Origin of the sequence: Microvirga subterranea, from assembly GCF_003350535.1 — a bacterium.
Taxonomy (GTDB): Bacteria; Pseudomonadota; Alphaproteobacteria; order Rhizobiales; family Beijerinckiaceae; genus Microvirga; species Microvirga subterranea.
The window spans coordinates 273,616-299,422 of record NZ_QQBB01000003.1; the positions used below are offsets into that span (position 1 = coordinate 273,616).

The following is a 25,807-nucleotide window of genomic DNA, read 5'->3' on the forward strand; positions in this document are numbered from 1 at the left end:
CTGAGCGGACGCTCTGCGACGGGCCGGCCTTTCACCGGTCCGTCGCGGCGCCCGTGGCCCAAGGCCGCAAGCTCCGGCTGGAACAAACCTGCAGCAGCTTCCGTTGATGGCCGCTATGGCCAGTTTGAATGACAACGCCCCGGAGGTCCTTAGCGAAGCCCCTCTCAGAGGCGTTCGAAACATCGACGGCAGGCCTGACGAAGCTGCGCCCCTCAAGATGCCGAGCGGAGAGGAGCCGATCGCGAGCCGGATCGTTCAGCCCAATGTGCCGGGTTGCCCTCCAAAGGCCACAAATCCCGATCCCTGCGCCTCCTTCCTCCGCGATCTGTCGGATCCCGAATGCGGTCAACTCGAAGCGTCTCGCGTCGCCGTCGTGGTCGCACACCCGGATGACGAGACGATCGGTCTCGGTGCGCAGCTTCCGAGGCTCGATGGGATCACCATCGTGCATGTGACGGATGGTGCTCCACGTTCCGGCCATGACGTCGCGGATCGGGGATACGCATCATGGCGGGACTATGCCGATGCCCGCCGACAAGAACTCGTCACCGCGATGGCTCTCGCCCGCGTGCCAGCCGATGCGCTTGTGTCCTTTGACATCCCCGATCAGGAAGCAACGGACCGAATCGCAGAGATTGCGCGGCGGCTCACGGTGCTGTTTCACGAACGGTCGATCAGGCACGTCCTCACCCACGCATTCGAAGGCGGCCACCCCGACCATGACGCCTGCGCCGCCGCAGTCCATCTTGCGTGTGGGATCCTAAGAGCGAGAGGACTTGAGCCCCCGTGTCTGATCGAGATGCCCTACTACACGCTCGGTCGGAACGGCTGGCGCGTGCAGCGTTTCGACGATGCACGCTCGTCCGAGACAGTGATCGAGCTTCGATCTCACGAGCAACGTCTCAAGAGGGCGATGCTCGCGGCTCATTCGTCGCAGGCAGCCGTGCTCTCCCTGTTCCCCATCCAGGTCGAGCGCTTCCGTTGCTCCCCGTCCTACGATTTCACCCGGCTGCCCAATAGTGGACTGCTTCTCTATGAGGACCAGAACTGGGGCATGACGGGGGCAAGATGGCTCGACGCGATCCGGACGGCGTTAAACATCCTGGGCCAGGAGGAAGAGCCGTGCCCCTGACGGTCCTCAGCGTGGCCTATTCCATGGCACCGGTGAGCCGCAATACCGCAGGCGGTGCGGAACAGATCCTGGCTGCTCTCGATCATGCGCTGGTCGCCGGCGGTCATCGCTCCGTCGTGATCGCGCGCGAGGATTCCCATATTTCCGGGAAGTTGATCGGACTACCCGTTCCGGCCGGACAGTTGGATGCCGACAAGCAAAGGGAGATGCATCGCCGACAGCGGGCTGCCATTCAGGAGACCCTCGCCCGCTGCCCGGTCGATCTCATTCATATGCACGGGATCGACTTTCACGCCTACTTGCCGCCGCCGGGGCCGCCAACCCTGATCACGCTTCACATGCCCCCCAATTGGTATCCTCGGCAGGCGCTGTTTCCGTCCCGTCCAGACACTTGGTTCAACACGGTCTCGCACGACCAACATCTGCACTGCCCAAAGAGCCGGACCCTATTGGGTCCGATCGAAAACGGCGTGCCGGTCGACGCACTTCAGGCCTCCTGCCCCAAGCAGGAGTTCCTCCTGTCCCTCGGCAGGATCTGCCCGGAGAAAGGTCAGCATCTGGCCATCGAAGCATCCAGGATGGCAGGTGTCCCGCTCGTCATTGCGGGCGAAGTTTTCCCATACGAGCGCCACCAAACCTATCTCGAAGAGCAAATTCTGCCGCGTCTCGACGAGCAACGCCGCTATATCGGGCCGGCAGACTTCCTGCGGAAGACGCTTCTGCTCACGGCAGCCCGCTGCCTCCTTCTGACAAGCCTCGTTCCTGAGACGAGTTCGCTCGTGGCACGCGAGGCTCTGGCATGCGGAACACCTGTGATCGCGTTCGACCGGGGAGCTCTCCCCGAAGCGATCGAACATGGTCGGACCGGATTCCTGGTGTCCGATGTGGACGACATGGCGTCCGCAATACAGCATGTAGGCATGATCGATCCGGCGGTTTGTTGCCAGGCGGCCCGGGACCATTTCTCCGAGGACATCATGAGCGCACGTTATCTCGAGATCTATCACCGGCTCTGCGGACGATCTGGTGGGGACAGGGCATGACGGCATACGCAAGCAGCGTCATCCACGATGATGATGACCTCCTCCGGCTCGAGCCAGCCTGGTGGGACTTGTGGCGCCGCACGCCAAGCGCAACGCCGTTCCAGTCCCCGGCATGGGTCCTGTCCTGGTGGCGGGTTTTTCATCCCGGCACCCTCAGAGCAGTGGCGATTCATGATCGCGAGCGCCTTGTGGCTCTGGCGCCGCTCTACCTTGAGGACGGGCGATGGGGACTGAGGCTCCTGCCGGTTGGGATCTCTCTCAGCGATTATCTCGACGCTCCTGTCGACCCTGCCCATCCCGGCGCCGCCGAGGCTATCCTGGAGACCATTCAGGCCGACATCGTCTGGGACAGCTGCAGTTTCGAGGAACTTGCCCCGGGCTCGGCGCTCCTCTCACGTTTCCCGATAGCGAACGTCAATGACAAGACGATGCGTCAGAGCGCCTGCCCTGTCCTGGTGCTGCCCGACGTGGTCGAGCATCTGGGAGAGTGCGTGCCCGCGCGCAAGTTGAGGAAGCTTCGCATGGCACGCAACCGCGCTGCCCGCCGGAAAGGCTTTTCGATCTCGGCCGTCGACCCTTCTGGGACCAGGACTTTCCTTGACGAGCTCTTTCGACTTCACGGGGCACGCTGGCAACAGCAGGGAGAGACCGGGGTGCTGGCGGAGCATTGCGTCCGAAGCTTTCATGAAGCCGCAGCCCCTGCGCTTGCTCGCGCCGGGCTCGCCCGGATGTTGCTCATGTCGCTCGAAGGACGGATCGCCGGCGCCTATTACGGCTTCAGCCATCGTGATAAGGCATTTGCTTATCTCGGGGGTTTCGACCCGGAGTTCGCGTTCGAGAGTCCCGGCACGATCCTGATGGGACAAGCGATCGAGGCTGCAATAGCCGAGGGCTGCAGCGAATTGCATTTCCTGCGCGGAAGAGAGCCGTACAAGTACGAATGGGGTGCAATCGACCGATGGTCGCTCCGCCGCACCCTGACGCGGGAGGCCGTCCATGCGTGATGAGGAGCGGTTGGATTCGATTCTCGCAGAATGTGCGACCGGCACCCTGCCCCCGCCAGTTGCCGCCATGCGCCTCCTCATGGAGGCGAAAAGCCTCGGAAGCGCAGAGGCAGCCCTTGCCCGCGCCGACGTGGAATTGGGCGCCAACCCACGCATCAGGAACGTTGCGCGCCTCGTCGCGAAGCACCCGAGTGCATGGAGCACAATTCATGCGATCGGCGCGGCCGTACGGCACGAGACTCCGTCTGACGACCCGGTCGAACATTGGGCGCGCCTCTTCGACAACGCCGTCCAGGTTTCGCCTGAGGGCAGCGTTGCTCTTTACTCCCTTGGCAGCCCGGAGCTCCTCACAAAGGTCACCGACGAGCTTGTCGGCGTGCTCGACCGTTGGAACGTGCTGGGTCCAGGACGGGCGGTTCTCGACGTCGGGTGCGGTATTGGTCGGCTCGATTCGGTGCTCGCGGGACGGGTCGGGTCGATCGTCGGTGTCGACATCGCACCGGCCATGATCGAGCAGGCACGGCAACGCTGCGCAGAACTGTTCAACGTGTCCTTCATCCTCGGCTCCGGGCGAGACTTGGTCATGGTCGAAGATGCAAGCGTGGACCTTGTGCTTTTCGTGGATACGTTCCCATACCTCGTTCTCTCGGGTGGTGATCTGGCCGCTCGGCACGTGGCCGAAGCAGCGCGCGTGCTCCGGCCTCAAGGCGACCTCGTCATTTTCAACTTGTCCTACAGAGACGACCCGACGGAGGATCTCGCCGATCTCGCACGGTTCGGCGCTGCATCGGGATTGACCGTTCGGCGTGCGAATGAACGGCTCTGCCGCCTCTGGGATGCTCCGGCCTTTCATCTCGTGAAGGGCTGAAAAGACGGCGGCGTACTGGGCGAGGCCTTGGGTCCGCCTCACGAACGTCGAAACGATGATCCTCCCCGGCCTTTATCCTGAAATTAACCAAGCTGCTGCTTTAATCGGACGCAGTGAAAATGTCCGTTACGCACGGCTTTCCCGGTTGCCGGTGTCAGCTCCCGATTTCCTGAACCGGCCGGGCTACAGCGTGCGTGGGCGAGTGTTGCGTCGAGTTTCTCATGGTGCAGAATCGCGTATCGTCCGGCCGTCGCGCCAAGCGCCCAGGCCGGCGCAATCTTATTCTCACGGCTGCACTGGCAGCCGCGTCGCTGAGCCCGGCCCTGTTCTTTGTCGGCGGCATAGACCGTAGCGACGGGCCGCCCCTTGTTTCGGCAAGCGTCTCATCGGACCGGGCGCAGATGCAGCAGGTCGCGGGGATCACACCGGCCGTGACCTACGACAGGTCGATGGTCGACCCGTCACCGGTCGTACAGCCGAGCACATTCTCCCCGGTGAGCCATGTCCTGCCTGCGACAGCGTTCAAGTCATCGCCGAGGCAGCTGGAAGCGAAAGCTGAGCCACCCGTTGTCTCACCACAGCCGGAGCCCGATGCGCCACCACAGCCTCCGCAGACGGTGAAGGCCGCCGAGGTCGCGCAGCTGGTGCCGCTGCCGGTACCGCGCCCGCCGGAGTTCCGGGCCGTGAAGTCGGCAGAAGTTCCGAGGACGGCAGCCGCACCAGCGATGAAGCCGGTGACGAGAACAGTTGCGGCGATCACACCGGCGGACGACCGCTCCTTCATCGAGAAGCTCTTCGGAATTCAGCGCACAACGCCGCCACCTTCGGCCCTGAGCTACGCTGCCTTGGAGAGCCCTGGCATTCCGGCGCCGGGTGCCCGCTCCGGGCTCGGCTCGATCCCGTCGGCAGATTCCGCAACGGCCGTCTACGACATCAGCGCTCAGGTCGTCTACATGCCGAACGGCGAACGGCTGGAGGCCCATTCAGGCCTGGGCGGCATGCTCGATGATCCACGCTATGTGCACGTGCGGATGCGCGGCGCGACGCCACCTGGCACCTATACCCTCACCGAACGGGAGCATCTCTTCCACGGCGTGCGCGCCATCCGCCTCAATCCGGTCGGCGGCAGCGCAGCCATCCATGGTCGTGACGGATTGCTGGCCCATACCTACATGCTTGGACCCAATGGGGATTCAAACGGCTGCGTCTCCTTCAAGAACTACGACCGGTTCCTTCAGGCCTTCTTACGAGGCGACGTGAAACGCATGGTGGTGGTTGCTGGCCGCAAGCAGGATTTTTTGCCTCGCATGGTCAATGATGGCAGCAGCATGCCCCACAGGTCCTAAGGAAAGCAGTTAGTCGAATCTCGATCCAAGCCGGGCTGAGCGCATCGTACAAGGCTGGTAGCGCCCTGAAACGGACCACATCAGTACCGTCTGGCGGGACACCCCTCCCGTGCGTCTGATTTACGAGACGTGGGGCGCCCTTACGGTTGAGGTATCGCCACACGTCCCGTGCTGACCGTTCGGAGCTTCCAGTCCTCGGCTCGGGATCCCTTGAGATCCAGATGACCCGTCATGAAGTACAGCCGCTTCGTGTCGTTGCTTTTCGACGTGCAGAAGCGATCCTGGAGGTAGAACGGCGGAGTTGCCTGGTAGTAGAGGGTCGCCTGGACGGCCGCAGGAGCGCCGTCGATCTGCGATAGGTCGATCCGGTAGCGCACCGTGTCGCCACCGCCATCTTGGTAGTCGGGATCGTCTCCGACCTGGGCGGGGCCGGACTCGTCGGCGAGTTCGGGACCAGCGCCGAGCGCCTGCGCGACGGCGACGCGATCGTCCCGCTTGAGGAAGCCTTTGGGAAGCAGGCGATTGTCCTTCACGTTCGAGCAGATCGACAGGAAACTGGTGGTCAGCTGGCCTGACGGCTTGGATCCCAGCCCGCATTGCGCCGGGCCGTTCGCCGGCGGCGAGGACACGAGCTCCTGGTAAATCTGAGCCTGATTTTGCCGGGTGACGACCTGATGATGAGGCTGATGGGAGAGCGGATTGACCCGCGCCGAGCAGTCCTCATTCCACCACACCTCTCCATCGATCGGCCGTCCCTTCTCGTCGACGATCACGCCCATGGCGTTGGTCCGACCGGAGGACCAAAGCATCCTGCCGTCCCGATCGACGACCTGGAACTCGACGAAGGCGCGGCGGAAGCCGACACCGGACGGGAACTTGTGCCCCGCCTTGTTGGTCACGCGCACATCGGCTTCAAGTCCGCCTTCGGTCACCGTGAGGCTATTGATTTGAATGTCGGCCGTCTTCGCCTCCGCCTGATGCGCGATTGCCTGCTCGGTGTAGAGAAGCGGGTCGAGCCCCTTCCGGGTGAGCATCGGGTCCTGCGTTCGAATGCCCATGATGTCCGGAAACTGCTGGGCCATCTTGATGAGGAAGGTGTTCAGCCCTACCAGCACGTGGCTCGCGAACCCTTCCCGAACCTCGAGGTCGATGTCCTCCGGATCGAGGGTATGATCGGCTTCCGGAAAATTGCTGTGCTCCTGAATGCTCGCGATCTTGCTCCGGATAGGACGGCCCTCGGCATCCTTGCTCGGCATGTGGCAGCCCTGGCAGGTTTCCACCGCCGCGCCCTGCCCCGCTGGCAGCGGTCCATCGGGTGTGCGGCCGGTCCGATAATCGCTGAACGCCCATTCGGCGTAGGTGGTCTGCTCGTAGGTGTGGCCGATCACCTTGCCCTTGTTCAGCACGGGAAGATGGACCGTGTGGCAGCTTCCGCAGACTTCCGCAGACTGGATATGGGCATTGTGGGTGGGCGTTAGGCCGAGAGCGTTTTCCATCGGCTTCGCCTTCGGATCCATGAACGGTCCGATAATCCTGTCGGGTGCGCCCGTGAGAAAGCTTCCCGTAAAGGTTTTCGCAAAGCCCTTATTGGCGGGATTGAGCAGCGCCTGCCGCTCGGCGACGCAGCTGTTCTGCTCCTCCTGTACCGCCTTCGCCCGCTCTGCTTCAGTCAGGGCCATCGTGTGGCACGTGGTGCAGGACACCCCGTCCCGGCCGAGCGCGCCGTATGTCGCGTTCTTGGCATGAGGCCCTGCCGGAAACGGCGTGGCGTTGAGCGCGCTCCGCGAGAAGAGTTCGCAGCCGTTCCCCGCTGCCTTCTGGTCGATCTTGAATTGCCGCTGGCCCATCACGCCGTGGCACCCAAGGCAGGTGTCCTCCACGAGCTTGGACGATTCAGGGTGAAACGTCTCTGTCTCGCTGGACAATTGAGCAAAGAACACCGGGTCGCGTCCGGCAAGCCCCATCGGCGACGTGCTCCACGTCCCATACGGAGACAGGTTCAGGAGCTTCCCACCGGGGCCGGGCTCGGTCATATCGAACTGGAGGCCTGTCGATCCCGCATCATGGCATCCGATGCACTGGTCCGATGTCAGAAACGGCTGCAGCGCCTTGGGTGTACCCGCCTTTGCCCAGACGTTGTCGTAGGTCTGCGACGGCATGGCCAGAGGAGACGTCTGGTCAGGCCTCGTAAACGGCAGTCCATAGAACTTCACGAAGTGAGGATTGTATGCGGGCAAGGCCGCTGCCCCCTGAGGCGTTCGATCGTCCGATTCCTGAACGACGCGCAGATGGTTGAGCAGTGCGGCGAAGTTGTCGTCCTGCTGCGTCGTCCGGCCCTGGAACCAGTGCTGGCTGAGAAACGTCAAAGGTTTTCCGGGTTCACCCTTGATGTTGCGCAGGGCCGCAAACGTCGAGTTATCCTTCGCTGAGGCGTGGCAGTTCACGCAGTATTGACCGAAACCCATGTTGGGATAGCCGTTGCCGGCCTGAGCCGGCCAATCCGGCTCCCAACCCTCCCAGCCGAACCAGCCCCAGAACCAGCCGTCATGGGATCCCTTGCTGTCGCGAACCATCACGGCGGCGCCGCTCGTCGGTTGCAACCGGCTGACGTCGATGCCTCGGCAGGCAGCGGCGGGTGCCGGATACATCTCCTTGACCATGATGGCGCCATCCGGAACCGGAGCCGTGCTGGCGGGTGTGAGATGCTCGTCCGCGGGCCTGTTCACTTTCAGCCAGGCATACATCTCCGGCGAATACCAGATGACGACCGGAGCATGGGTTCCATGGTAGGTCCCGACCCACTTTCCGTCCTTTAGCGCGGCGGTGAACGGTCCCGTATCGCGAATGGCCTTGTCGACAGCCCATCCCGATCCGGGGTTCCGATGGCAGTAAGCGCGCAGATACGCCCCTAGCTTCTGCTGGTAGACGTCCAGGGAGAGCCCGCTCGGCTTTCGAACCTCATCCTCGAGGCTGGCGCACAAAGCCAGATCTAAGGGCAGCTGAGCGACTTCCTGCTCTGCCGGGCATTGTTCCGACGCATATGCCGCGGGTGAAGCAAGCAGGATTTGGCAGAGGGCTGCAGCGGCAATCAACGTACGGCGCATGAGAGACCTGGACTCGGAGAACAGGACTTCTTTCGCAAATTGTGAGACTTTGGCAAGTACGGCGTAGGTGCGTCATCGACGCCCGAAGCGGCACTATGCACGCAGTCTCAGTGCCTCAGCCCGATGTCGGTTCGGTCGATACCCGGAGAGGCCATCTCACAATCGAGCACGTGCGGAGCGCGGTGTCGCGAGCAGCAGATTGGTCTCGGACGCGATGACGCCGGTGATCAAGCGAATGCGCCTCAGGATCCCATCGAATTCGGTGAGGCTGGTGGCGCCGAGTTCGATCACAAGGTCCCATCGGCCATTGGTCGTATGGATGGCGCTGACCTCAGGGAAACCGGCCAGCGCATCCACAACCCTGTCACCGGCTCGCCCTTCGACCTCGATCAACATGATGCCCCTGACAGGCAGGGAGACGGCATCCGCCCGAAGGATCACGGTATATCCGACGATATCTCCGGATCGCTCGAGACGTTCCATCCGTGAGCGCACCGTTGCTCGGGATACGCCGAGCTCAAGTGCAAGATCCGACACGCTGCGCCGCCCGTTATGGCGCAGGAGAGTGATGAGACGCTGATCGAAATCGTCCATTGTCGCCATATTGGAAAGGCCACTTTGCCAAAATGTTCAAACATGCCGGTCTGTTTGTCAAATTTCCCTGTTCAATGTGCCAGCTATCTCCTCTAGCTTCACAATACTAATGTGGAGAGGTGGATGATGCAGAAGCCCTGCATTCTTTTTGGAGTACCGGTTCAGGACGGCGCAGGCCGAATGGGATGCGACATGGGCCCGAGCGCCTTCCGTACGGCCGGCCTCATCACCGAATTGAGCGGCCTCGGCTACAACGTCGAGGATCGCGGCAATATCGTCCCCACACCTCCTCGGGAATTGAGCCATCCCAACAGCGCCATCAGAGCATTGCCGGAGATCGTCGCGTGGACCGAGGCAATCGCCGAGGCCGCCTATAGAGCCAGTGGCGAGGGAATCCCGATCTTCATGGGCGGGGACCATAGCCTCTCGGCCGGGTCCATGACCGGGCTGGCACGCCGTGCCGCCACGGAAGGCCGCGAGTTCTTCGTGCTCTGGCTCGACTCCCATCCAGACTTCCATACTCTGGAGACGACGACGAGCGGCAACCTGCACGGCGTTCCGATGGCCTATGCGACGGGCCGGGACGGCTTTTCCGGCTACTTCCCAAATGTGGACGTGCCGGTGAAGCCGGAAAATGTATGCATGATGGGCATCCGCAGCGTCGACCCCGCCGAGCGCACGGCCTTGGCGACCACCGGTGTGACCGTTCATGACATGCGATCCATCGACGAGAATGGCGTCGGTCCCCTCCTGGATGGGTTTCTGAAGCGCGTTGCCGCGGTCGACGGCATTCTCCATGTCAGCTTGGACGTGGATTTCCTGGACCCCGGGATCGCACCGGGCGTCGGCACGAGCGTGCCGGGCGGAGCGACATTCCGCGAGGCACATCTGATCATGGAGATGCTGCACGACAGCGGCCTTGTGAGAAGCCTCGACCTCGTCGAGCTCAACCCATTTCTGGACGAGCGCGGTCGCACAGCCCTGCTCATGGTCGATCTCGCCTCAAGCCTGATGGGGCGGCGCGTTCTCGACCGCCCGACCCAGAGTTACCGCCATACTCCCAAGGCCCCTTAAGCCATGCACACGAAACTCAACGTCGTCCCTTTCGTCAGCGTCGACCACATGATGAAGCTCGTCCTCTCCATCGGGGTCGAGCGCTTCCTGATCGAGCTCGCAGACTATATCGAAAACGACTTCCGCCGTTGGGAACTCTTCGACAAGACGCCGCGGGTGGCATCCCATAGCCGGGAGGGCGTGATCGAACTCATGCCGACCAGCGACGGCGAGGTCTACGGTTTCAAGTATGTGAACGGCCACCCGAAGAATACCCGCGAAGGGCGCCAGACGGTGACGGCCTTCGGAGTGCTGGCGGATGTGGGTACGGGCTACCCCGTGCTCCTGACCGAGATGACCATCCTTACCGCCTTGCGCACCGCGGCAACCTCCGCCGTCGCCGCCAAACATCTTGCGCCCGAGCGTGCGCGCACCATGGCGATGATCGGCAACGGTGCCCAAGCGGAGTTCCAAGCCGTCGCATTCAAGGCGCTTCTCGGCGTCGACAGGCTGCGCCTCTATGACATCGACCGGTCGGCGAGCACGAAATGCGTGCGCAACCTTGCAGGCTACGGCTTCGACATCACCGTATGCGGCTCCATCGAGGAGGCGATGGAGGGGGCCGAGATCGTGACCACCGTCACGGCCGACAAGCAGAACGCGACGATCCTGACGGACAACATGGTGGGGTCAGGCATTCACATCAACGCAGTCGGCGGCGACTGCCCGGGCAAGACCGAGCTGCACGCGGACATTCTGAAGCGCTCCGACATCTTCGTGGAATATCCGCCGCAGACCCGCATCGAGGGGGAGATCCAGCAGCTCTCCGCCGATTACCCGGTCCGGGAGCTGTGGCGCGTGATCGCCGGGATGGAGACCGGGCGCACCAGCGACCGGCAGATCACGCTCTTCGATTCCGTCGGTTTCGCGATCGAAGATTTCTCGGCGCTGCGCTACGTGAAGACTCAGGTCGAGCGGACTGGCCTTTACGAAGAGCTCGATCTCCTGGCCGACCCGGACGAACCGCGCGATCTTTTCGGCATGCTGCTGCGGGCTGCCGTCACGCCGACGGCGGCCTGACATCACAAAGCGGAGCGCCCGACGGCTGCCTTATCCGGCAAGGGCGCGGTCGCTCGCCACACCGAAGTAACATAGCCCATCGCCCGGCTTTGCCGCGTGGTTCGGGAAGATGATGAACCCGTCGGCAGGTGCTTCGAGCACCTCGCCATTGGCCCGACGCGCGATAGCCTGCCCGTGTGCCACCTTATCGCCTGTCCGCCAGGGGCTTTCGAGCCTGTCGCCTTCAGCCTCGCAGACCAGAACGTCTGCAACCCGGATGACCGTCCGGGCCGTGACGTCCGGGGGTGACGCGTCGATCATGTCGAGATGGGCAAGTGCGCGAAGGATCGCCGCATAGCCGACCTCGACCGCCTCCGGATCCTCATGCGATCCGCACTCGAGAGTCACGCCGTAGCCGCCGGAGAAGCGCATATATTCAGTCGTGCCAATACCCTCTGAGGCCGCCATGTTGGAATGCCCGAGCTCCCTGCGCTTCTCCAGGAAGCGCTTATAGGCTCCGAGCCAGCCGTGAATGACGATCGAGGTGCCGAGGCGCGCGGCGAACGCCCCTTCAGCTGCGGCATGGCGGAACGGCTCGACCGGCCCCTTGTTGTCGGGCGGACCGGCGAAGACGAAGGCTTCCCCCTCGCCGCGGAAAGAATGAATGTCGAGCAGCACGTCGTGGTCCCGCAGGAGCGGGCAGAGACGGTTGCCGACGCGATCCTCATAATCCTCAGGGATCGTCTTGTCGCGCAGGTCCCGGTTCAGGTTGCGATCCCCTTCCCGCGTACCTTGCCGATAGGCCTTCATGTTGGCGACCGGCAGGAACGTCACCTCTCCCCTGCGCACCAACAGACGCCCCGATCGGCAGTCCTCGATGGCGCGGAGGATGGCCTGCGGTCCGCATGTCTCGTTGCCGTGCACAGCCCCGACGACGATCAGCTTGGGGCCTGGCGCGAGGCCAGTGAAGCGAACGGTTTCGAGCGGTGTCTCCGGATCGAGCCGCTTGCGATCATCGGCGGTCTCGTATCCGATGTCGATGAGCATGCCGGGTCTCAGACGGCTGACGAACTCAGCCATGCTATCCCGCGGAACCCCGATGCATCCGGCAGTGCCGCTCATGTCGGCGCGGGCGGCATGGATGAAGATGGCGCTGCCGCGTCCGAGCTCCGCGACCGCGTCGTTGAACCCGATCGGCACGATGATGTCGAACAGCCCCTCCGCGCGCCGGCGGGTCAGTCTCTCGTCCGGACGCTCACCCTGGCCGGCCAAAACGAGCCGGTTGTAATCAGCGCCATCCTCCTCCCAGATCATGTCCTCGGTCAGGGGAACGAACGGAAAAGCCAGATCGCGCGGGAAGTCTGGAAGCGCGACGGAGTCGAAGAAGCCATAGCGCAAGGGAAAAACCCCGATCGGCGTACGCTTGTCGCCTTCGCGCTTGAAGGATGCCTGGATCAATCCATCGGCTCCGACCGTGCATGGCGTCGACCAGTCGCCGATGCTGAGCGTGCCGTGGTGGCGGGGGCCATCCATCTGCGGAACGCGAACGAGGATCTTCGGAGCGGCGGTCATTGCGGAAGACCTTCTGACAAGGCGTTGAGAGCTTGGCGTCCTGCTGGTTAGAACGAGTCCGTCGGGGCCAGTGCGTCGCCAGGGATGGTGATTTCATGGATGCGGCGACAACGGGCGAAGTGGCCCTCTCCTACCGCCTCCAGCTCCGGCACCGGCGGCATCCGACAGATGTCCCGCGCCTCGGGGCAGCGTGGATTGAAGCCGCATCCCGTCGGCACATTGAGCGGGTTCGGGATCTCCCCCGTGATCTTGTCGCCCCGGGTTTGCTTGAATGGGTCCGGAATCGCCGAGATCAGAGCACGGGTGTAGGGATGGCGGGGATTGGTGAAGATCGACCGCCAGTCACCGGTCTCGACGATGCGGCCGAGATACATGACCGCAACGCGGTCGCTCATGTGCTCGACGACGCCGAGGTCGTGGCTGATCATGATGTAGGACAGCCCGAGCGTATCCTTCAGCTCCAGGAGCAAGTTGATGATCTGCGCCCGAATGGACACGTCGAGCGCCGAGACCGGCTCATCGAGGATCACGATCTTGGGGTCGAGGATGAGCGCGCGGGCGATCCCGATGCGCTGCCGCTGTCCACCGGAGAACTCATGCGGATAGCGTTCGGCGGCTTCCGGTCGGAGCCCCACGCGTCTGAGCATGTCGTCGATACGACCGTCGATCTCGCTGGCGGACCGGACGCCATGGACGCGCAGCGGCATCTCCAGGGTCTTACGAACGGTCTGACGCGGATTGAGCGACGAGTATGGATCCTGGAACACCATCTGGGTGATCCGGGCTCGCGCCATGCGGTCGAACCCCGGGCCGATCTCGTTACCCTCCACGACCACCCTTCCGCGCGTCGGCTGCTGCAGACCGAGGATCGAGAGCGCCAGCGTGGACTTTCCGCAGCCCGACTCGCCGACGAGCCCAAGGCACTCGCCGCGCTTCAGCTCCAGATCGACCCCGTCGACCGCATGCAGATACCGCCGCGGCTTGCCCAGGAAGCCGCCTCCCACGGGAAAATGGACGGCGAGGTTCTCGACCCTCAGGATCGTATCGTCGGACAAGTTACTCATGATGATGGCACCGGACGAGGCCGCCGTTGGCGAGTGGCGTCACGCCAGGATCTTCGACCCGGCAGAGTTCGGTGGCCGCATAGCAGCGAGGATTGAAACGGCACCCGGCCGGGAAGGCAGCCACCGGCGGAACGACGCCGGCGATCTCCTTGAGCCGCTGCCGACCGTGCTTCGAACGGGCGCCGAGCAGCGGAAGGGAAGCCACGAGGCCGCTCGTGTAGGGATGGCTCGGGTTCCGAAACACCTCATCGGCGATGCGCTCTTCCACCAGGCGCCCCGCATACATGACACCGACGCGGCGGCACATATTTGCGATCAGGCCGAGATCGTGGCTGATCATGAGCACGGCCGTCCCGCGGGCGGCGGAGAGTTCGCGGATCAGATCCAGGATCTCGGCCTGGACCGTGACGTCGAGAGCCGTCGTGGGCTCGTCGGCGAGCAGAAGGTCGGGCTCGCAGGCCAATGCTATCGCAATCATCACCCTCTGGCGCATGCCGCCCGAGAGTTGGTGGGGATAGTCCTTCACCCGGCGTTCGGGGGCCGGGACGCGAACGCTCGCCAGCGCCTCCACGGCGAGCCTGTTCGCCTCTGTCCAGGAGACGCCCTTGTGCAGCACGAACATCTCCGCGATCTGCCGCCCGATCGGCGAAAGCGGATTGAGCGCGGTCATCGGCTCCTGGAAGATCATCGAGATGCGGTTGCCGCGGAGCTTGCGCATCTCGCTCTGCGAGAGGTTCTGAATCTCCTTGCCGTCAAATCGGATCGTCCCGCCGCCGATGCTGAGCGGATGGCGGAGAAGACCAATTAGGGCAAGCGACGTGATGCTCTTGCCGCAGCCAGACTCACCGACGAGGCCGAAGGTCTCCCCACGCTCGATGGTGAAGGAGACGTCCTGGACGGCGGGAAATTTCGCATCGCCGACCGACAGATCGATCCTGAGATTCTCGACTTCGAGAAGAGGTTTCCGGCTCATGCGCGCCGTGTCCGCGCCTGAGGATCGAGGATGTCCCGCAGGCCGTCACCGAGCAGGTTCAGGCCCAGCACCGTGATGAAGATGGCGACTCCTGGGAAAATGGAAATCCAAGGCGCTGTCGTGATCTGGTCTCGCGCGTCCGAAAGCATGCTGCCCCAGCTCGGGAACGGGGGACGGATGCCGAGGCCCAGGAAGGACAGCGCCGCTTCCGCCAGGACCGCTCCGCCCATGCCGAGCGTCCCGATCACGATGATCGGCCCGAGCATGTTGGGGAGCAACTGCGTGAGCATGATGCGGATGTCGCTGTAGCCTAGGACCTTGGCGGCCTGTACGTAGCCCTGGCTCTTCAGGGACAATGCCGATGCGCGTGCGAGGCGGCAGGTGAAGGACCAGTTGGTGAGCCCCAGGGCGATCAGCAGGCTGGTCAGGCCCGGATTGAGGATCGCCATGATCGCGAGGGCGAAGATCAGAGACGGAATCGCCAGCATCATGTTGGTCAGACCATTGACGAAATCGTCCCACCAGCCGCCCCAATAGCCGGCGGACAGGCCCAGGCAGACCCCGATGACGGTGTTGATGAGCTGCGAGACGATGCCGACGGTGAGAGAGATCCGGGCCCCGTACAGGACGCGGCTGTAGATATCCCGCCCCTGGGCATCGGTGCCGAACCAGAATGCGCCGCCGGGCGGCTCCTCGGCATACATGAGGTTGGCGTCCATGACAGGGTCGGTATGCGCCAACATGGGGGCGAAGATGCCTGCGATGACCACCCCGGCGAAGAGGATGCCACCAATCACAAGATTGGCTCTGAACTTCATGCCATGGCCTCAGGTGTATTTGATGCGCGGATCGATGATCGCGCAAAGGACATCGACGAGCATGTTGATGATAAGAAACAGCAGGACGATGACGAGGATGGAGCCCTGCACGACGGGAATGTCGCGCAAGGTTACGCTGTCGACGAGCAGCGATCCGAGACCGGGCCACGAGAACAGCTTCTCGACCACCACAGCCTGACCGATGACCGTTCCGAACTGAAGACCGATCGTCGTGAGAATGATGACGAGCGCATTACGCGTCAGGTGCCAGCGAACGACCTTGCTCTCGCTCATGCCCTTCGATCGCGCCGTGCGCACGAAGTCGGCATTCATGATCTCGAGCACGGCAGCCCGGGTCGTTCGCGCCAGCAGCGCCAGGGGTGCGACTCCAAGGGCTATGGCCGGCAGGATGATGTAGCGCGGGTCGCCGCCGCCATAACCGAAGCTGGGAAGCCAACCGAGCACCAGCGCGAACAGGTACATCAGCATCAGGCCCAGCCAGAATTTCGGCAGAGACAGGCCAGACACCGCGCTCACCATCGAGATGGTGTCGATCCAGCTTCCTGGCCGCAAGGCCGCAATGAAGCCGAGAGGCACGCCAACCACGATGGCAAATAGCATGGCGGCGAACGAGAGCTGCGCAGTCGGCCAGAGACGGTCTGCGATGACGCTCGCGACGGGCTGCCGTGTGCGAAACGACGTACCGAGATCGAAGGTCGCGAGTTGAGCAATGTACTTTCCGAACCGGACATAAACCGGATCGTCGAGTCCGAATTCCTTGTTCATGCGCGCCATGACTTCCGCATCCAGCACGCTGCGGCCATCATCGCTCATGCTCGATGCGAAGGTGCCCGGAATGACGCTGAACATCACGAAGATGAGAGCCGCCACGGCCAAGATGATCGGCAAAGTCTGCAGCAGACGCCGCACGATGAAAGAAAGCATTCAAAACTCCGCCTGACGCCCCGGGAGAATTCCGGGAGCGTCAGGAACTGCAGGTCAGGAGTGAGCTCTCGCCCGGGAGCAGCTTACTTGGCAGCGGGCGACGAAGCGTCGACCCACATGTCCTCATAGTTCTGGATCGCGAGCTCAGTGGCGTTCGGCTGCAGCCCCTTCAGCCAAGGCTGATACGCCATGACGGCCTTGTTGTAGTTGAACCACCACATTGGGGCCTCCTCGCGGAGAATCCCATTCGCCTTCTTCAGGTTTTCGATCCTCTTGGCCTGATCGTCGGTTGCTGCGGCTTCGTCGAGCAGCTTGTCGAATTCGGCGTTCTTGAACTGCGTGTAGTTGCACGCGGTCTGCGGCGTCGCCGAGTGGAAGCACTTGAGGGACGTAAGCGGGTCCGGACCGGAGGTGTTCGACCAGATGAACGCCTGATAATTGCCGCTACGCGCGACTTCGGACAGTACGGTCCCCTCCACAGGCTTGATCTTGACCTTGATGCCCACCTTTTCGAGCATGGGGATCACGGCTTCGACGATGGGAATGCCCCAACTCTCGTTGGAGGTCGCAGTCCACTCGAACTCGAACCCTTGCGGATATCCGGCCTCGGCGAGCAACTTCTTCGCCTTCTCGGGATCGTATGGGTAGGGCTTCATGTCCTTGTCGTAGGCAGGCGACGAGATCGGAAGCCAGCTGGTCGCGCGATAGGCCTTGTCCTTCACCAGCTTCTTGATGATGAGATCGGCGTCGATGGCATAGTTGATGGCCTGACGGACGCGCTTGTCGGAGAAGGGCTTGAAGCTCGGGTTCATGCCCATGACGCGCGTATAGACCTCGGGGACCTCGAGAAGCCCCTTCGACAGCTCCGGATCGGCCTTGTAGGCCACGTACTGCGTCGGACCGAGGATCGAGGCGTCGATTTCCTTGTTGCGGAAGGCGACGTCGCGAGCGGAGGCTTCGCCCATGATCGAGACGGTCACCCGGTCGGCGTAGGGCTGGCCCGGCTTGTAGAACTTCTCCCAGCGCTCGGCGACGAGGCGGGATCCGGGCACGTATTCGACGAACTTGTAGGGGCCGAGGCCGATGGGCTTGGTCGCGAAGCTCTCCTTCGCCGCCTCGTCCGCAGGATAGATCGACGTCATGGCTTGGTAGAAATTGAACCCCGGGTCGACCTTCTCGGTTAGCGTCATCTCGATGGTCTGGTCATCGATCTTCCTCAGGCCCGAAATCTCCTTGGCCTGACCCTTCTCCACATCAATCGCCCCCTTGATGATGCGCACGTAACGCGCACCGGGATAGGCCTTCGCGCCATCCATCAGGCGCGTGAAGGTCCAGACGATGTCGTCGGCCGTCATCTTCCGGCCGTTGTGGAAATATGCGTCGTCACGCAGCTTGTACGTATAGACGAGGCCATCCCCGGAGACCTTGACCTCCTTGGCCAGTTCGAGAACCGGCTTGTTGGCGTTCGCATCCCAGTTGTAGAGGGCGCGGTGGATCGCCTTCGCCCAGATCTCGTCCTGGGCACGGTTCGACGTGTGAATGTCAAGATTTGCGAAGCTTGAGCCGTATGGCGCTGTGAAGCGGATTGTGCCGCCCGTACGCGGCGTCTGCGCTTCTGCAACGCCACCTATGACCAGGGCAAGCGCGGTTGTTGCGATAAGCTTCTTCAACACTGTTGATCCTCCATGACAGCGAGCCTCGCAGCGTCGCCGGCTTCCGCCGGACCGCTCGGCCTCAAGCATTCCGGTCGCACGTGCAGATATAGATCCAGGCGCGTCCCTCTTTTTTGTTTAAGTCACGCCAAGACGATCATGAACAATCGCACCTCCTCGGATCGTAAGATCGCAGTATGTGTTGTCAAGGATGTCCTCGGGTGTGGCGGTCAGGAGATTGCGCGAGAATACGGCGACGTCGGCAATCTGACCCTCGACAAGACGCCCCTTCGTGTTCTCCAGCTTCTGCGAAAACGCGCCGTATTCCGTGTAGGCCTGGAGCGCCTCCTCGATCGTCACGCATTCGCGCGCATCCATGACCGTCCCCTTCCAGGTCTTGCGCGTGACCATGGTGTAGAAGTTCGGGAACGGGTTGGGATCGCAGACGGGCGCGTCGCTTCCCGTGGCGGGCTTCAGGCCCAGATCGAGCCAGGTCCGGAACGGATAGCTGCTCAGCGCTCGTTCCTCGCCGAGCACCGAAACGTAGGCGTCGCCGAAATCGTAGATGAAGACCTGCTGCGGGCAGGGATAGATGCCGGCTTTGAGCATGCGCTGGTGCTGTTCCGGGGTCGAGAAGCCGGAATGCTCGATGCGGTGACGCCGGTCGGGATCCGGAATTGCCGCAAGGGCGCGCTCGTAGGCGGTGATGAGCTGCTCGATCGCCGCATCGCCGATCGCATGGCAGGCAAGTTGATACCCCTTGGCGTGAGCGTCCATGACCAGCTCGTTGAGCTCGTCATCGGCCAGAATCTTGACGCCCGTGGTCTGATCCTCCCCGAGATAGGGCTTCGACATCCATGCCGTGCGGCCGCCCGCCGAACCGTCGAGGAAGTATTTGACCGCGCCGATCATCAGCATGTCGTCGCCTGTGCCGGAAATCAGGCCGGCCTCGTAGCACTGGGGCACAATGGTGCGATCGGGATCGCCCAGCAGGGTCAGCCAGGTTCTGACGGGCAGCCGTCCCTCCCGCTTGGCGCGGTGATAGGCTGAGATCTCCATAAAGCCGCCCCGCTGGCCGACGGCGGCATCCATGCAGCTCGTGATACCGTATGACAGGAGGTACCGGCCGCCGCGCTCGATGGCGGCGACAAGATCGTCCTCGGTCGGAGAAGGGATGACGGCCCAGACAGGTCCTCGGGCGTTTTCGGCAAGCAGGCCGGTGAGACTGCCATTGCTCTGCTCGATCAGCCCGCCGGAGGGTGCAATGGTGCTTTCGTCGATCCCCGCGAGCTCTAGAGCACGTGAGTTGCAGATCGACACGTGGCCGCAGGTGCGCACCACCATGACGGGGTTGTCGGGCGCAGCCTCATCGAGCTCCGTGCGGTGCGGATGGCGTTTGACGTCGAGCTTGGTCTGGTCGTAGCCGCGCGCAAGGATCCACTCGCCCGGACGCGTTTTGGCGGCGCGCGCCCTGATCCCGGAGAGAAGCGCATCGAGGGTCGGCGCTGCCGAAGGCGTCGCATCGACCCAATCCATCGTCAGACCGAGGGAAACAAGATGCAGATGTGAATCGTTGAGCCCCGGCGTCGCCAGGCGACCATCGAGGTCGATCACGCGCGTCCCCGGCCCGATGAGCGATGCGATCTCGTCGCGACGTCCGACAGCCAGGACACGACCCTGCCAGATCGCAAGGGCCTCCGCTATGCCCTCCTCTCGTCCACACCAGATTGGACCGTTCTGCAAAACAACATCTGCTTTAGGCAACACGACAGCTTTCTCCTTGGGTGCGCTCTCGAACATCGGCCCATCCGCTCATGAAATGCGGAAAGGCGGTGTTGGGGAGGATCATAGGGCATCGAGAGGCCAGATCGGCCTGCGGATATTCTTGTATGGCCGTTCCATGAAGTTGCGCGTCGACAATGCGCCGGTGTCGACTTCGAGCACCTCCCGGGCAATCGGCTCGAACGCCGCACGGAAGTGCTGCATCGATTTGACGATGATGGTCGACTTGCGGGTCGGATCGACCCCGAGCGACGTGAACTGTCCAAGATCCGTCGCTTGGCCGTTATAACTGATCACGATGATCTCGACGCCGCCGACACGCAGCAATGCGCTCAGACCGTAGTTGCGACGGGCGCCGCCTCCCATCGGACCATAGGCAATGAGGTTTCCATCCGTCAGCGCCGCCACATGAGCCGTGATCTCAAGCGGGCCGCCGCCCATGGAAGGGTCGACCTTCCCGCCGAGCTTGAGCGTGACGCTGTTGCCGACTCCGGCGGCCTGGGCCTGCCGGGCCGCCTCAGGGTCGCAGATGGCATGGAAGCCGACGTTCTGCAGATCCGCGTCGAGCACGGCCTTGAGGAGCTTCGTTGCATCGCCGTAGGCGCCCGAACCGGGATTGTCGGAGTAATCTGCGATGATGAGCGGCTTGTCGAACTTTCCTTCGCCTGCCTTGGCCTTTGCGATGGCCTCGTCCAACGGCGTGAAATGAATCGAGGAGAACGTGCGCTGGTCCCACACATAGTCCATCAAGGCGTCGGCGATGGATTGCGCCGAAGCGGGGTCGTTGCCCGTCACCGCAATGGATGGACCGATATCGTGGACGTCGGCGGAAGAGAAGCCGGCCTGGATGCTGACCACAAGGGCCTGCCCATCCGCCTCGATCTGGTCCGCTCGGCGCAGAAGCTCCATCATAGGAGGCGAGGTCGTACGGCCGCCGTCCAGGGCATACAGGATCGGCCGGCGAGACACGGCGACCTTCGGCGCGATTTCTCTCGCCATGGCCTTTTCGAGCAGCTCCGCGGCCTGCCAGGTCCGCTCGTACTGATCGACGTGGGGATAGGTTCGATAGGAGATGAGCGCATTGGCATTGTCGGCCATTTTCTGCGTCAGCGTCGCATGTAGGTCGAGAACCGCCATGATCGGAACATCATCGCCGACCCGCGCCCGGATGCGGGCCAGCAGCTCGCCCTCCCCGTCGTCGTGCGACTGCGTCGACATCGATCCGTGCAGATGCAGGAGAATTCCGTCCACCCCATCGCAGGCCCGAAGGATCCGCTCGGACACCGCGTCGAAAAAGGAATCCGTCACGCGGCCAGACGGGTTGGCCGACGTCACGATCGGGTGAACGAGACTCCAACCGAATTTCTCCGCGGCCTCGAACGCGGCGCCCATCGAGGTGCGCGTGCCGGTGAAGGAGCCGGGAATATCGTTGTCGAGATAGTAGCTGCTGTTCCTGAAGGCGTTCTCGTCCGTCGCCTGGACACTGAACGTGTTCGTCTCGTGCATGAACTCGGCCGCAAGAACACGTTTCGCCATATCCCCCCACTCCCTGGGCCCGAGCCCAAACTCTGGCAATGTCCTATCGACCTCTTCTGACGGGTTTGACAGGACCAATCGGACGGATGGTGACAAAGGCGAAAAATTTCTTCAAATATCAACTTCTGCTCAATTCATTCATTTTTGATATGAGGCCTGACAGAGTGTGACAATATCTCCTCGACATATCGAGATTTTTCATGCGGTCATGCTGTCCGGAAGCGTGACGCAGGCCGCCATGGCCCTTCGCACTTCGCAGCCGACCGTCAGCCGGGAACTCAAAGACTTCGAGCAATCCCTCGGATTTCAGCTCTTCACCCGGAAAGGCCGGTCACTCGTTCCGACGGAGGCTGCGATCTCCCTCCACGGCGAGGTTCGGCGCTCGTTTATCGGGCTGGAGGAAATCGGCCGAACGGCGGAAGCCATTCGCGCGAACGCATCCTCCCATATCAAGATCGTGTGCATGCCGGCCTACAGCACGACGCTTCTGCCGCCACTGTGCCGGGACTTCCTCCGGAGCAACGATTCCATTCGCCTGAGCATCTCCGCTCTCGGCAATTCGGTCCTGGCGAACGGGATCTCCGCACAGCATTACGACCTCTGCATCATCGAGGCCGATCTCGGCTTCGCGGGATGGACATCGACGAGCATCCACGCCGGCGAGCAGGTTTGCATTGCGCCGAAGGGTCACCCGCTCACCCGGAGGCAGGTCCTTACCCCAGCCGACTTCGAAGGAGTCGACTTCATCTATTTCTCAGCCGAAGACATGTATCGGCGAAAGCTGGACAACGTCTTCCGCGAGCATGGCGTCACGCGCCGGCTGAGGATGGAGGTGGCTACGGCGGCGTCGGTCTGCTCCCTGGTATCGCTGGGCGTCGGCGTGTCGATCATCAACCCGATCAGTGCGCTGCACTGCCTGGATCAAGGCGTGGAGATGCGCCGCCTCTCCTTCTCGATCCCCTATACAGTTCGGCTGCACAAGAACCAGAGCACGCGCACCCCACGCGCTCTCGATGCCTTTGCCGAGAGCTGCATCGAAGCGGTCGCTAACATGCAGCGACAGGTTCAGCAGCGCCTCGACGGCCCCGCAGCAATACTCCACGCCGTCTGACGGCAGGGGCAGATCAGTTGCCCATGTGTCCCCCGTCACGGACGACGTCAAGGCTCCTCATGCAGCCTTCACGTCGGCTGGAAGCCGGCCCGAGAAGGCAACCGCAGTTGGTCCAATGAGAGTGACGCTCTCGTCGCCATGAACCTCGACCCGCAGGCATCCTCCCGGCATATCGACTTTGACCAGGCTCTCCTGCGTCAGCCCACGGCGCCGGGCGGCGAGCACGGCGGCGCAGGCTCCGCTGCCACAGGCGCGGGTCAGGATGCCCGGGCGCTCCCAGACGACCAGACGGATCAGGTCCGGAGCCGCCATCGCTGCAACCCCCACATTGGCGCCCTCCCACAGCATAGGATGATTCTGAATCGCAGGAGCCCAGCGAGGCACATCGACCTCGTCGCGGTTTCCGACGAAGCAGACGACGTGCGGATTGCCGACATTCACAGCCGTCGGCTGAACGAGCGGTCCTGAGGCCATATCGAGAGCAAGGGTGTCGGCCTCGGACGCGAGAGGGATGCTCTGCCAGTCCCATCTTGGAGCCGGCAGGCCTAAGGCAATGTCACGCTCGCCGAAACGTGCAGCGTCGATCAGGCCTCCCAGGGTCTCCAGGCGCAACCGACCCGCGCCGCTCTCCTGCAGGAGCAGCCACGCAACACAGCGCGTCGCATTCAGACAGGTCTCTGCCTCGGCGCCGTCCACGTTGTAGATCCGCATGCGGGCGTCCGCCCCTGCCGCTGACGGCGGCTCGATCACCAGAAGCTGGTCCCCGCCGACGCCGATATGCCGATCGCAGATCCAACGGATTTGCTCGTGCGTCGGTCGAAACGGCTCCGCACGCCCGTCGACAACGACGAAATCGTTGCCGAGGCCATGCATTTTCAGGAACGGGCGTCCGCTAGGGAGAAGGGCGGGCAAGATCAACACGACACAGAAAGGAGCCGAAATGGCCGGAGACCTCAGAATGATTTCTGTCCCCGGACACGTCAAGCGAAGGTGACATCCTTCGAGAGGCTGGCGCGTTGCTCCTCACATCCAGTGGCGGCAGGCGCAGTTCGCGGCGAGGACAGCCGTACATTTGGCGCAGCTTCGTGACGCGAGAGAAGCTCCCATGGTCTCCTGGGCACCCTGCCCCACCATCATGGCCTGTCATGCCTCAATTGCATCGCCTCTCCTCTCAGTACGGACAAGAGGCTTCGAGGCATGAGAAATCACGCAGCGATGGGCGCTAGCGTCGTGGTGGATAGATCGTCTTCCAATCCCTCTTCATGTCGACCACGAGCCACCCACGCTTCGAGGCTTCGTCGAGGGCCTTGTCGAGCCGCCCCACCTCGGAGGTTCGGTCATAGGCATATTCGCGCTCGGCATCCGTGTGGTGGACGATGAGGCCGAAGCGGGGCCCCGTGTTCAGCGTCGTCCATTGCAGCATCTGGAGGTCGCCGTCCGAATTGCCGGCGGCGAAGACCGGACGGCGGCCGATGAAGCGGTTGATGCCGAGCGGCTTGCCCGGCCCGTCATCGATGAACTCCACCGTAGGCAGCTTCTCGATGATCGGTGTATCCCCGTCGAGACGGTACGACGTCTTCCCGCTCGACCCCACGACCTGCTCGGGCGGAATGCCGTAAGCTTTTTCCGTCCATGGCCGCATGAACTCGACGCCGCCGCCGGAGACGATGAAGGTCTTGAAGCCGTTAGTCCGCAGATAGACAAGCAGGTCCAGCATCGGCTGGTAGATCAGCTCCGTGTAGGGCCGGGCGAAGCGCGGATGCCGCGCCGTGGCGAGCCAGTTGGCGACGGTCTTTTCGAACGCGGTCGTGATCATGCCGCTATGCGTCGCCGCCACGAGATCCGCGAGTCCCTGCTCGCCGAGCGCCGCAAGCGCTGCCCTGTCGCTCTCCAGAATTGCCTTGTAGGGCTGCCTTTCGCGCAGGTCTGGATTGTCCTTGGCGATCTCCCTCGCCCGGTCGAGGATGAAGGCCGCCTGCACATACATCGGCTGCTCCGTCCAGAGCGTGCCGTCGTTGTCGAATGTCGCGATTCGCTCCTCGACGGGGACGAAGTCCGGTCCTCCCTCCCGGGTCACCTTCTCGACGAATGCGATGATCGACGTCTTGCCAGCGCCGTCGTTCCAGGACGGCAATGGATCCGGCTGGGCCCATGCGCCGACGGAAAAGAGGCTTGAAGATAGAAATATCATTGCAGCAAGAAAGCCGCGTCTGGATGGCGTACCCATGGCGTGCAGCATCGCGCTTCGCTCCTCGTGAAACGGCTCCATCAGGAAGTATCGCTGCCTGCGGGGGTTGCGACGCCATAGGCAGACACTCTGACAAGCTGCATCGTCACGGCACCCCGGTCAACGGACCGGCCGCCGCGAGCAGATAGTCCCCCTCCGATCGAGCGCGTTCGGAAGAGAATTGCCGCGCGCCATGACGGACTGACTCATATCGACCCCACGGCCACCCGCCGGATTGCGGCCCGAACCGTCGACCAGGCATGGAACCTTAGCCGTTCTTCCCCGTCATCCTCCCGAAGCTTCGGACGAGAAGATGAGCAGCGCGGGGAGGCGGTCAATGCGGAGACGGCAGATGCGAAGAGTGTCCTCGTTTTTGGTTCTGCTCATCGCAGCCTCGAGCAGCGTGTTCCCCGCTACGGCAGCCGAGGTTCGCATCGTGGTCGACAAGACGACCCAGCGCATGACCGTTTCGGTCGACGGCACGGAACGCTATTCCTGGCGCGTCTCGACCGGCATGACGAGTTACGCCACGCCGGCTGGATCCTTCACGCCCTCCCGGCTGGCCAGAGAACACTATTCGAAGGAATGGGATAACGCCCCCATGCCGCACTCGATCTTCTTCACGGACGCAGGTCATGCCATTCATGGAAGCCAAGCCGTCGGTCGCCTCGGCTCGCCAGCGTCCCATGGCTGCGTGCGGCTCGCCCCGAGGAATGCCAGTGCTCTCTTCAATCTCGTCTCGGCGGAAGGACTCGAAAACACCCGTATCGAGGTGATTGGCGTCGACCCGATCGGCACGGCGTTCGGCGCCGGCAATGGGGCGGTGGGCGAATATGGTCACCTGACCAGCTTCGACCCGCTCACCGATGGAATCATGGCCGGCGCCCCTGCCGCTCGGAGACGCCCGTAGGATCGTATTCAGGA

21 protein-coding genes are annotated in these 25,807 nt (G+C 62.9%); 9 read left to right on the top strand and 12 right to left on the bottom strand.

The annotated features are described in order from the left end of the window. The first annotated feature begins 217 nt into the window (after positions 1 to 217). The 5 genes from DES45_RS09410 (at position 218) to DES45_RS09430 (ending at position 5,393) form a co-directional block, all read left to right on the top strand. Positions 218 to 1,132 carry a PIG-L deacetylase family protein gene (locus tag DES45_RS09410; protein WP_114769978.1) on the top strand — a complete coding sequence of 305 codons (915 nt, stop codon included), beginning with the start codon at positions 218 to 220 and terminating at the stop codon, positions 1,130 to 1,132. Next, a complete protein-coding gene (locus DES45_RS09415) occupies positions 1,123 to 2,175 on the top strand; it encodes a glycosyltransferase (protein WP_114769731.1) in 1,053 nt (350 codons plus the stop codon). The genes DES45_RS09410 and DES45_RS09415 overlap by 10 nt, the downstream gene beginning before the upstream one ends. Continuing rightward, the gene (locus tag DES45_RS09420; protein WP_114769732.1) at positions 2,172 to 3,179 is read left to right on the top strand and encodes a GNAT family N-acetyltransferase; all 1,008 of its coding nucleotides are present in this window, start codon (positions 2,172 to 2,174) and stop codon (positions 3,177 to 3,179) included. The genes DES45_RS09415 and DES45_RS09420 overlap by 4 nt, the downstream gene beginning before the upstream one ends. After that, entirely contained in the window at positions 3,172 to 4,047 is an 876-nt protein-coding gene (locus tag DES45_RS09425; RefSeq protein ID WP_114769733.1) for a class I SAM-dependent methyltransferase, read from the top strand. The genes DES45_RS09420 and DES45_RS09425 overlap by 8 nt, the downstream gene beginning before the upstream one ends. A 221-nt stretch (positions 4,048 to 4,268) precedes the next feature. Further along, on the top strand, positions 4,269 to 5,393 hold the full coding sequence (locus tag DES45_RS09430; protein WP_114769734.1) for a DUF2778 domain-containing protein: 1,125 nt from the start codon (positions 4,269 to 4,271) through the stop codon (positions 5,391 to 5,393). Between the two features lie 140 nt (positions 5,394 to 5,533). On the opposite strand, the gene DES45_RS09435 is transcribed toward DES45_RS09430, so the two are convergent. Further along, positions 5,534 to 8,374, bottom strand: a complete 2,841-nt coding sequence (locus tag DES45_RS09435; RefSeq protein WP_245571643.1) for a cytochrome P460 family protein — start codon at positions 8,372 to 8,374, stop codon at positions 5,534 to 5,536. Between the two features lie 279 nt (positions 8,375 to 8,653). Next, positions 8,654 to 9,091 (bottom strand): Lrp/AsnC family transcriptional regulator, encoded by a 438-nt coding sequence (locus DES45_RS09440; protein ID WP_114769736.1) that lies wholly within the window; start codon positions 9,089 to 9,091, stop codon positions 8,654 to 8,656. Positions 9,092 to 9,214: 123 nt separating this feature from the next. On the opposite strand from DES45_RS09440, the gene rocF reads away from it, so the two are divergent. Further along, the gene (gene rocF / locus DES45_RS09445) at positions 9,215 to 10,165 is read left to right on the top strand and encodes an arginase (protein ID WP_114769737.1); all 951 of its coding nucleotides are present in this window, start codon (positions 9,215 to 9,217) and stop codon (positions 10,163 to 10,165) included. 3 nt (positions 10,166 to 10,168) lie between these two features. Next, positions 10,169 to 11,224, top strand: coding sequence for an ornithine cyclodeaminase (locus tag DES45_RS09450; protein WP_114769738.1), 1,056 nt, complete (start codon positions 10,169 to 10,171; stop codon positions 11,222 to 11,224). A 30-nt stretch (positions 11,225 to 11,254) separates the two neighbouring features. Here DES45_RS09450 and DES45_RS09455 read toward each other — a convergent pair whose 3' ends face one another. From DES45_RS09455 to DES45_RS09490, 8 genes are all read right to left on the bottom strand, one after another. Further along, complete coding sequence (locus tag DES45_RS09455; protein WP_170151439.1) at positions 11,255 to 12,775, bottom strand: L,D-transpeptidase family protein; 1,521 nt, start codon at positions 12,773 to 12,775, stop codon at positions 11,255 to 11,257. Between the two features lie 47 nt (positions 12,776 to 12,822). Continuing rightward, positions 12,823 to 13,839, bottom strand: a complete 1,017-nt coding sequence (locus DES45_RS09460) for an ABC transporter ATP-binding protein (RefSeq protein WP_114769739.1) — start codon at positions 13,837 to 13,839, stop codon at positions 12,823 to 12,825. After that, positions 13,832 to 14,812: an ABC transporter ATP-binding protein gene (locus tag DES45_RS09465; RefSeq protein ID WP_114769740.1), complete on the bottom strand. Its 981-nt coding sequence runs from the start codon at positions 14,810 to 14,812 to the stop codon at positions 13,832 to 13,834. Before DES45_RS09465 ends, DES45_RS09460 begins: the two co-directional genes overlap by 8 nt. Continuing rightward, positions 14,809 to 15,630, bottom strand: coding sequence for an ABC transporter permease (locus DES45_RS09470; protein ID WP_114769741.1), 822 nt, complete (start codon positions 15,628 to 15,630; stop codon positions 14,809 to 14,811). Before DES45_RS09470 ends, DES45_RS09465 begins: the two co-directional genes overlap by 4 nt. Positions 15,631 to 15,639: 9 nt before the next feature. After that, a complete protein-coding gene (locus tag DES45_RS09475) occupies positions 15,640 to 16,575 on the bottom strand; it encodes an ABC transporter permease (RefSeq protein ID WP_114769742.1) in 936 nt (311 codons plus the stop codon). A gap of 83 nt (positions 16,576 to 16,658) precedes the next feature. Beyond that, a complete protein-coding gene (locus DES45_RS09480) occupies positions 16,659 to 18,317 on the bottom strand; it encodes an ABC transporter substrate-binding protein (RefSeq protein WP_114769743.1) in 1,659 nt (552 codons plus the stop codon). A 48-nt stretch (positions 18,318 to 18,365) separates the two neighbouring features. Continuing rightward, complete coding sequence (locus DES45_RS09485; RefSeq protein ID WP_114769744.1) at positions 18,366 to 20,027, bottom strand: amidohydrolase; 1,662 nt, start codon at positions 20,025 to 20,027, stop codon at positions 18,366 to 18,368. 45 nt (positions 20,028 to 20,072) lie between these two features. Continuing rightward, the gene (locus DES45_RS09490; protein WP_114769745.1) at positions 20,073 to 21,545 is read right to left on the bottom strand and encodes a M81 family metallopeptidase; all 1,473 of its coding nucleotides are present in this window, start codon (positions 21,543 to 21,545) and stop codon (positions 20,073 to 20,075) included. A gap of 166 nt (positions 21,546 to 21,711) precedes the next feature. Here DES45_RS09490 and DES45_RS09495 point away from each other — a divergent pair, with 166 nt between their 5' ends. After that, complete coding sequence (locus DES45_RS09495; RefSeq protein ID WP_281024076.1) at positions 21,712 to 22,656, top strand: LysR family transcriptional regulator; 945 nt, start codon at positions 21,712 to 21,714, stop codon at positions 22,654 to 22,656. Positions 22,657 to 22,713: 57 nt separating this feature from the next. On the opposite strand, the gene dapF is transcribed toward DES45_RS09495, so the two are convergent. Both dapF and DES45_RS09505 read right to left on the bottom strand, forming a co-directional pair. Further along, the gene (gene dapF / locus DES45_RS09500) at positions 22,714 to 23,568 is read right to left on the bottom strand and encodes a diaminopimelate epimerase (protein ID WP_245571653.1); all 855 of its coding nucleotides are present in this window, start codon (positions 23,566 to 23,568) and stop codon (positions 22,714 to 22,716) included. 310 nt (positions 23,569 to 23,878) lie between these two features. Further along, positions 23,879 to 24,895, bottom strand: coding sequence for an HAD family hydrolase (locus DES45_RS09505; RefSeq protein ID WP_425374278.1), 1,017 nt, complete (start codon positions 24,893 to 24,895; stop codon positions 23,879 to 23,881). A 340-nt stretch (positions 24,896 to 25,235) separates the two neighbouring features. On the opposite strand from DES45_RS09505, the gene DES45_RS09510 reads away from it, so the two are divergent. Then, positions 25,236 to 25,793, top strand: a complete 558-nt coding sequence (locus DES45_RS09510) for a L,D-transpeptidase (protein ID WP_114769749.1) — start codon at positions 25,236 to 25,238, stop codon at positions 25,791 to 25,793. Positions 25,794 to 25,807 lie beyond the last annotated feature (14 nt).

Coding starts and splice junctions, on each gene's coding strand:
- DES45_RS09410 (WP_114769978.1), top strand. CDS start 218: ATGCCGAGCGGAGAGGAGCCGATCGCGAGCCGGATCGTTCAGCCCAAT.
- DES45_RS09420 (WP_114769732.1), top strand. CDS start 2,172: ATGACGGCATACGCAAGCAGCGTCATCCACGATGATGATGACCTCCTC.
- DES45_RS09425 (WP_114769733.1), top strand. CDS start 3,172: ATGCGTGATGAGGAGCGGTTGGATTCGATTCTCGCAGAATGTGCGACC.
- DES45_RS09430 (WP_114769734.1), top strand. CDS start 4,269: ATGGTGCAGAATCGCGTATCGTCCGGCCGTCGCGCCAAGCGCCCAGGC.
- DES45_RS09440 (WP_114769736.1), bottom strand. CDS start 9,091: ATGGACGATTTCGATCAGCGTCTCATCACTCTCCTGCGCCATAACGGG.
- rocF (WP_114769737.1), top strand. CDS start 9,215: ATGATGCAGAAGCCCTGCATTCTTTTTGGAGTACCGGTTCAGGACGGC.
- DES45_RS09450 (WP_114769738.1), top strand. CDS start 10,169: ATGCACACGAAACTCAACGTCGTCCCTTTCGTCAGCGTCGACCACATG.
- DES45_RS09455 (WP_170151439.1), bottom strand. CDS start 12,775: ATGACCGCCGCTCCGAAGATCCTCGTTCGCGTTCCGCAGATGGATGGC.
- DES45_RS09460 (WP_114769739.1), bottom strand. CDS start 13,839: ATGAGTAACTTGTCCGACGATACGATCCTGAGGGTCGAGAACCTCGCC.
- DES45_RS09465 (WP_114769740.1), bottom strand. CDS start 14,812: ATGAGCCGGAAACCTCTTCTCGAAGTCGAGAATCTCAGGATCGATCTG.
- DES45_RS09470 (WP_114769741.1), bottom strand. CDS start 15,630: ATGAAGTTCAGAGCCAATCTTGTGATTGGTGGCATCCTCTTCGCCGGG.
- DES45_RS09475 (WP_114769742.1), bottom strand. CDS start 16,575: ATGCTTTCTTTCATCGTGCGGCGTCTGCTGCAGACTTTGCCGATCATC.
- DES45_RS09480 (WP_114769743.1), bottom strand. CDS start 18,317: ATGCTTGAGGCCGAGCGGTCCGGCGGAAGCCGGCGACGCTGCGAGGCT.
- DES45_RS09485 (WP_114769744.1), bottom strand. CDS start 20,027: ATGTTCGAGAGCGCACCCAAGGAGAAAGCTGTCGTGTTGCCTAAAGCA.
- DES45_RS09490 (WP_114769745.1), bottom strand. CDS start 21,545: ATGGCGAAACGTGTTCTTGCGGCCGAGTTCATGCACGAGACGAACACG.
- DES45_RS09505 (WP_425374278.1), bottom strand. CDS start 24,895: ATGCTGCACGCCATGGGTACGCCATCCAGACGCGGCTTTCTTGCTGCA.
- DES45_RS09510 (WP_114769749.1), top strand. CDS start 25,236: ATGCGAAGAGTGTCCTCGTTTTTGGTTCTGCTCATCGCAGCCTCGAGC.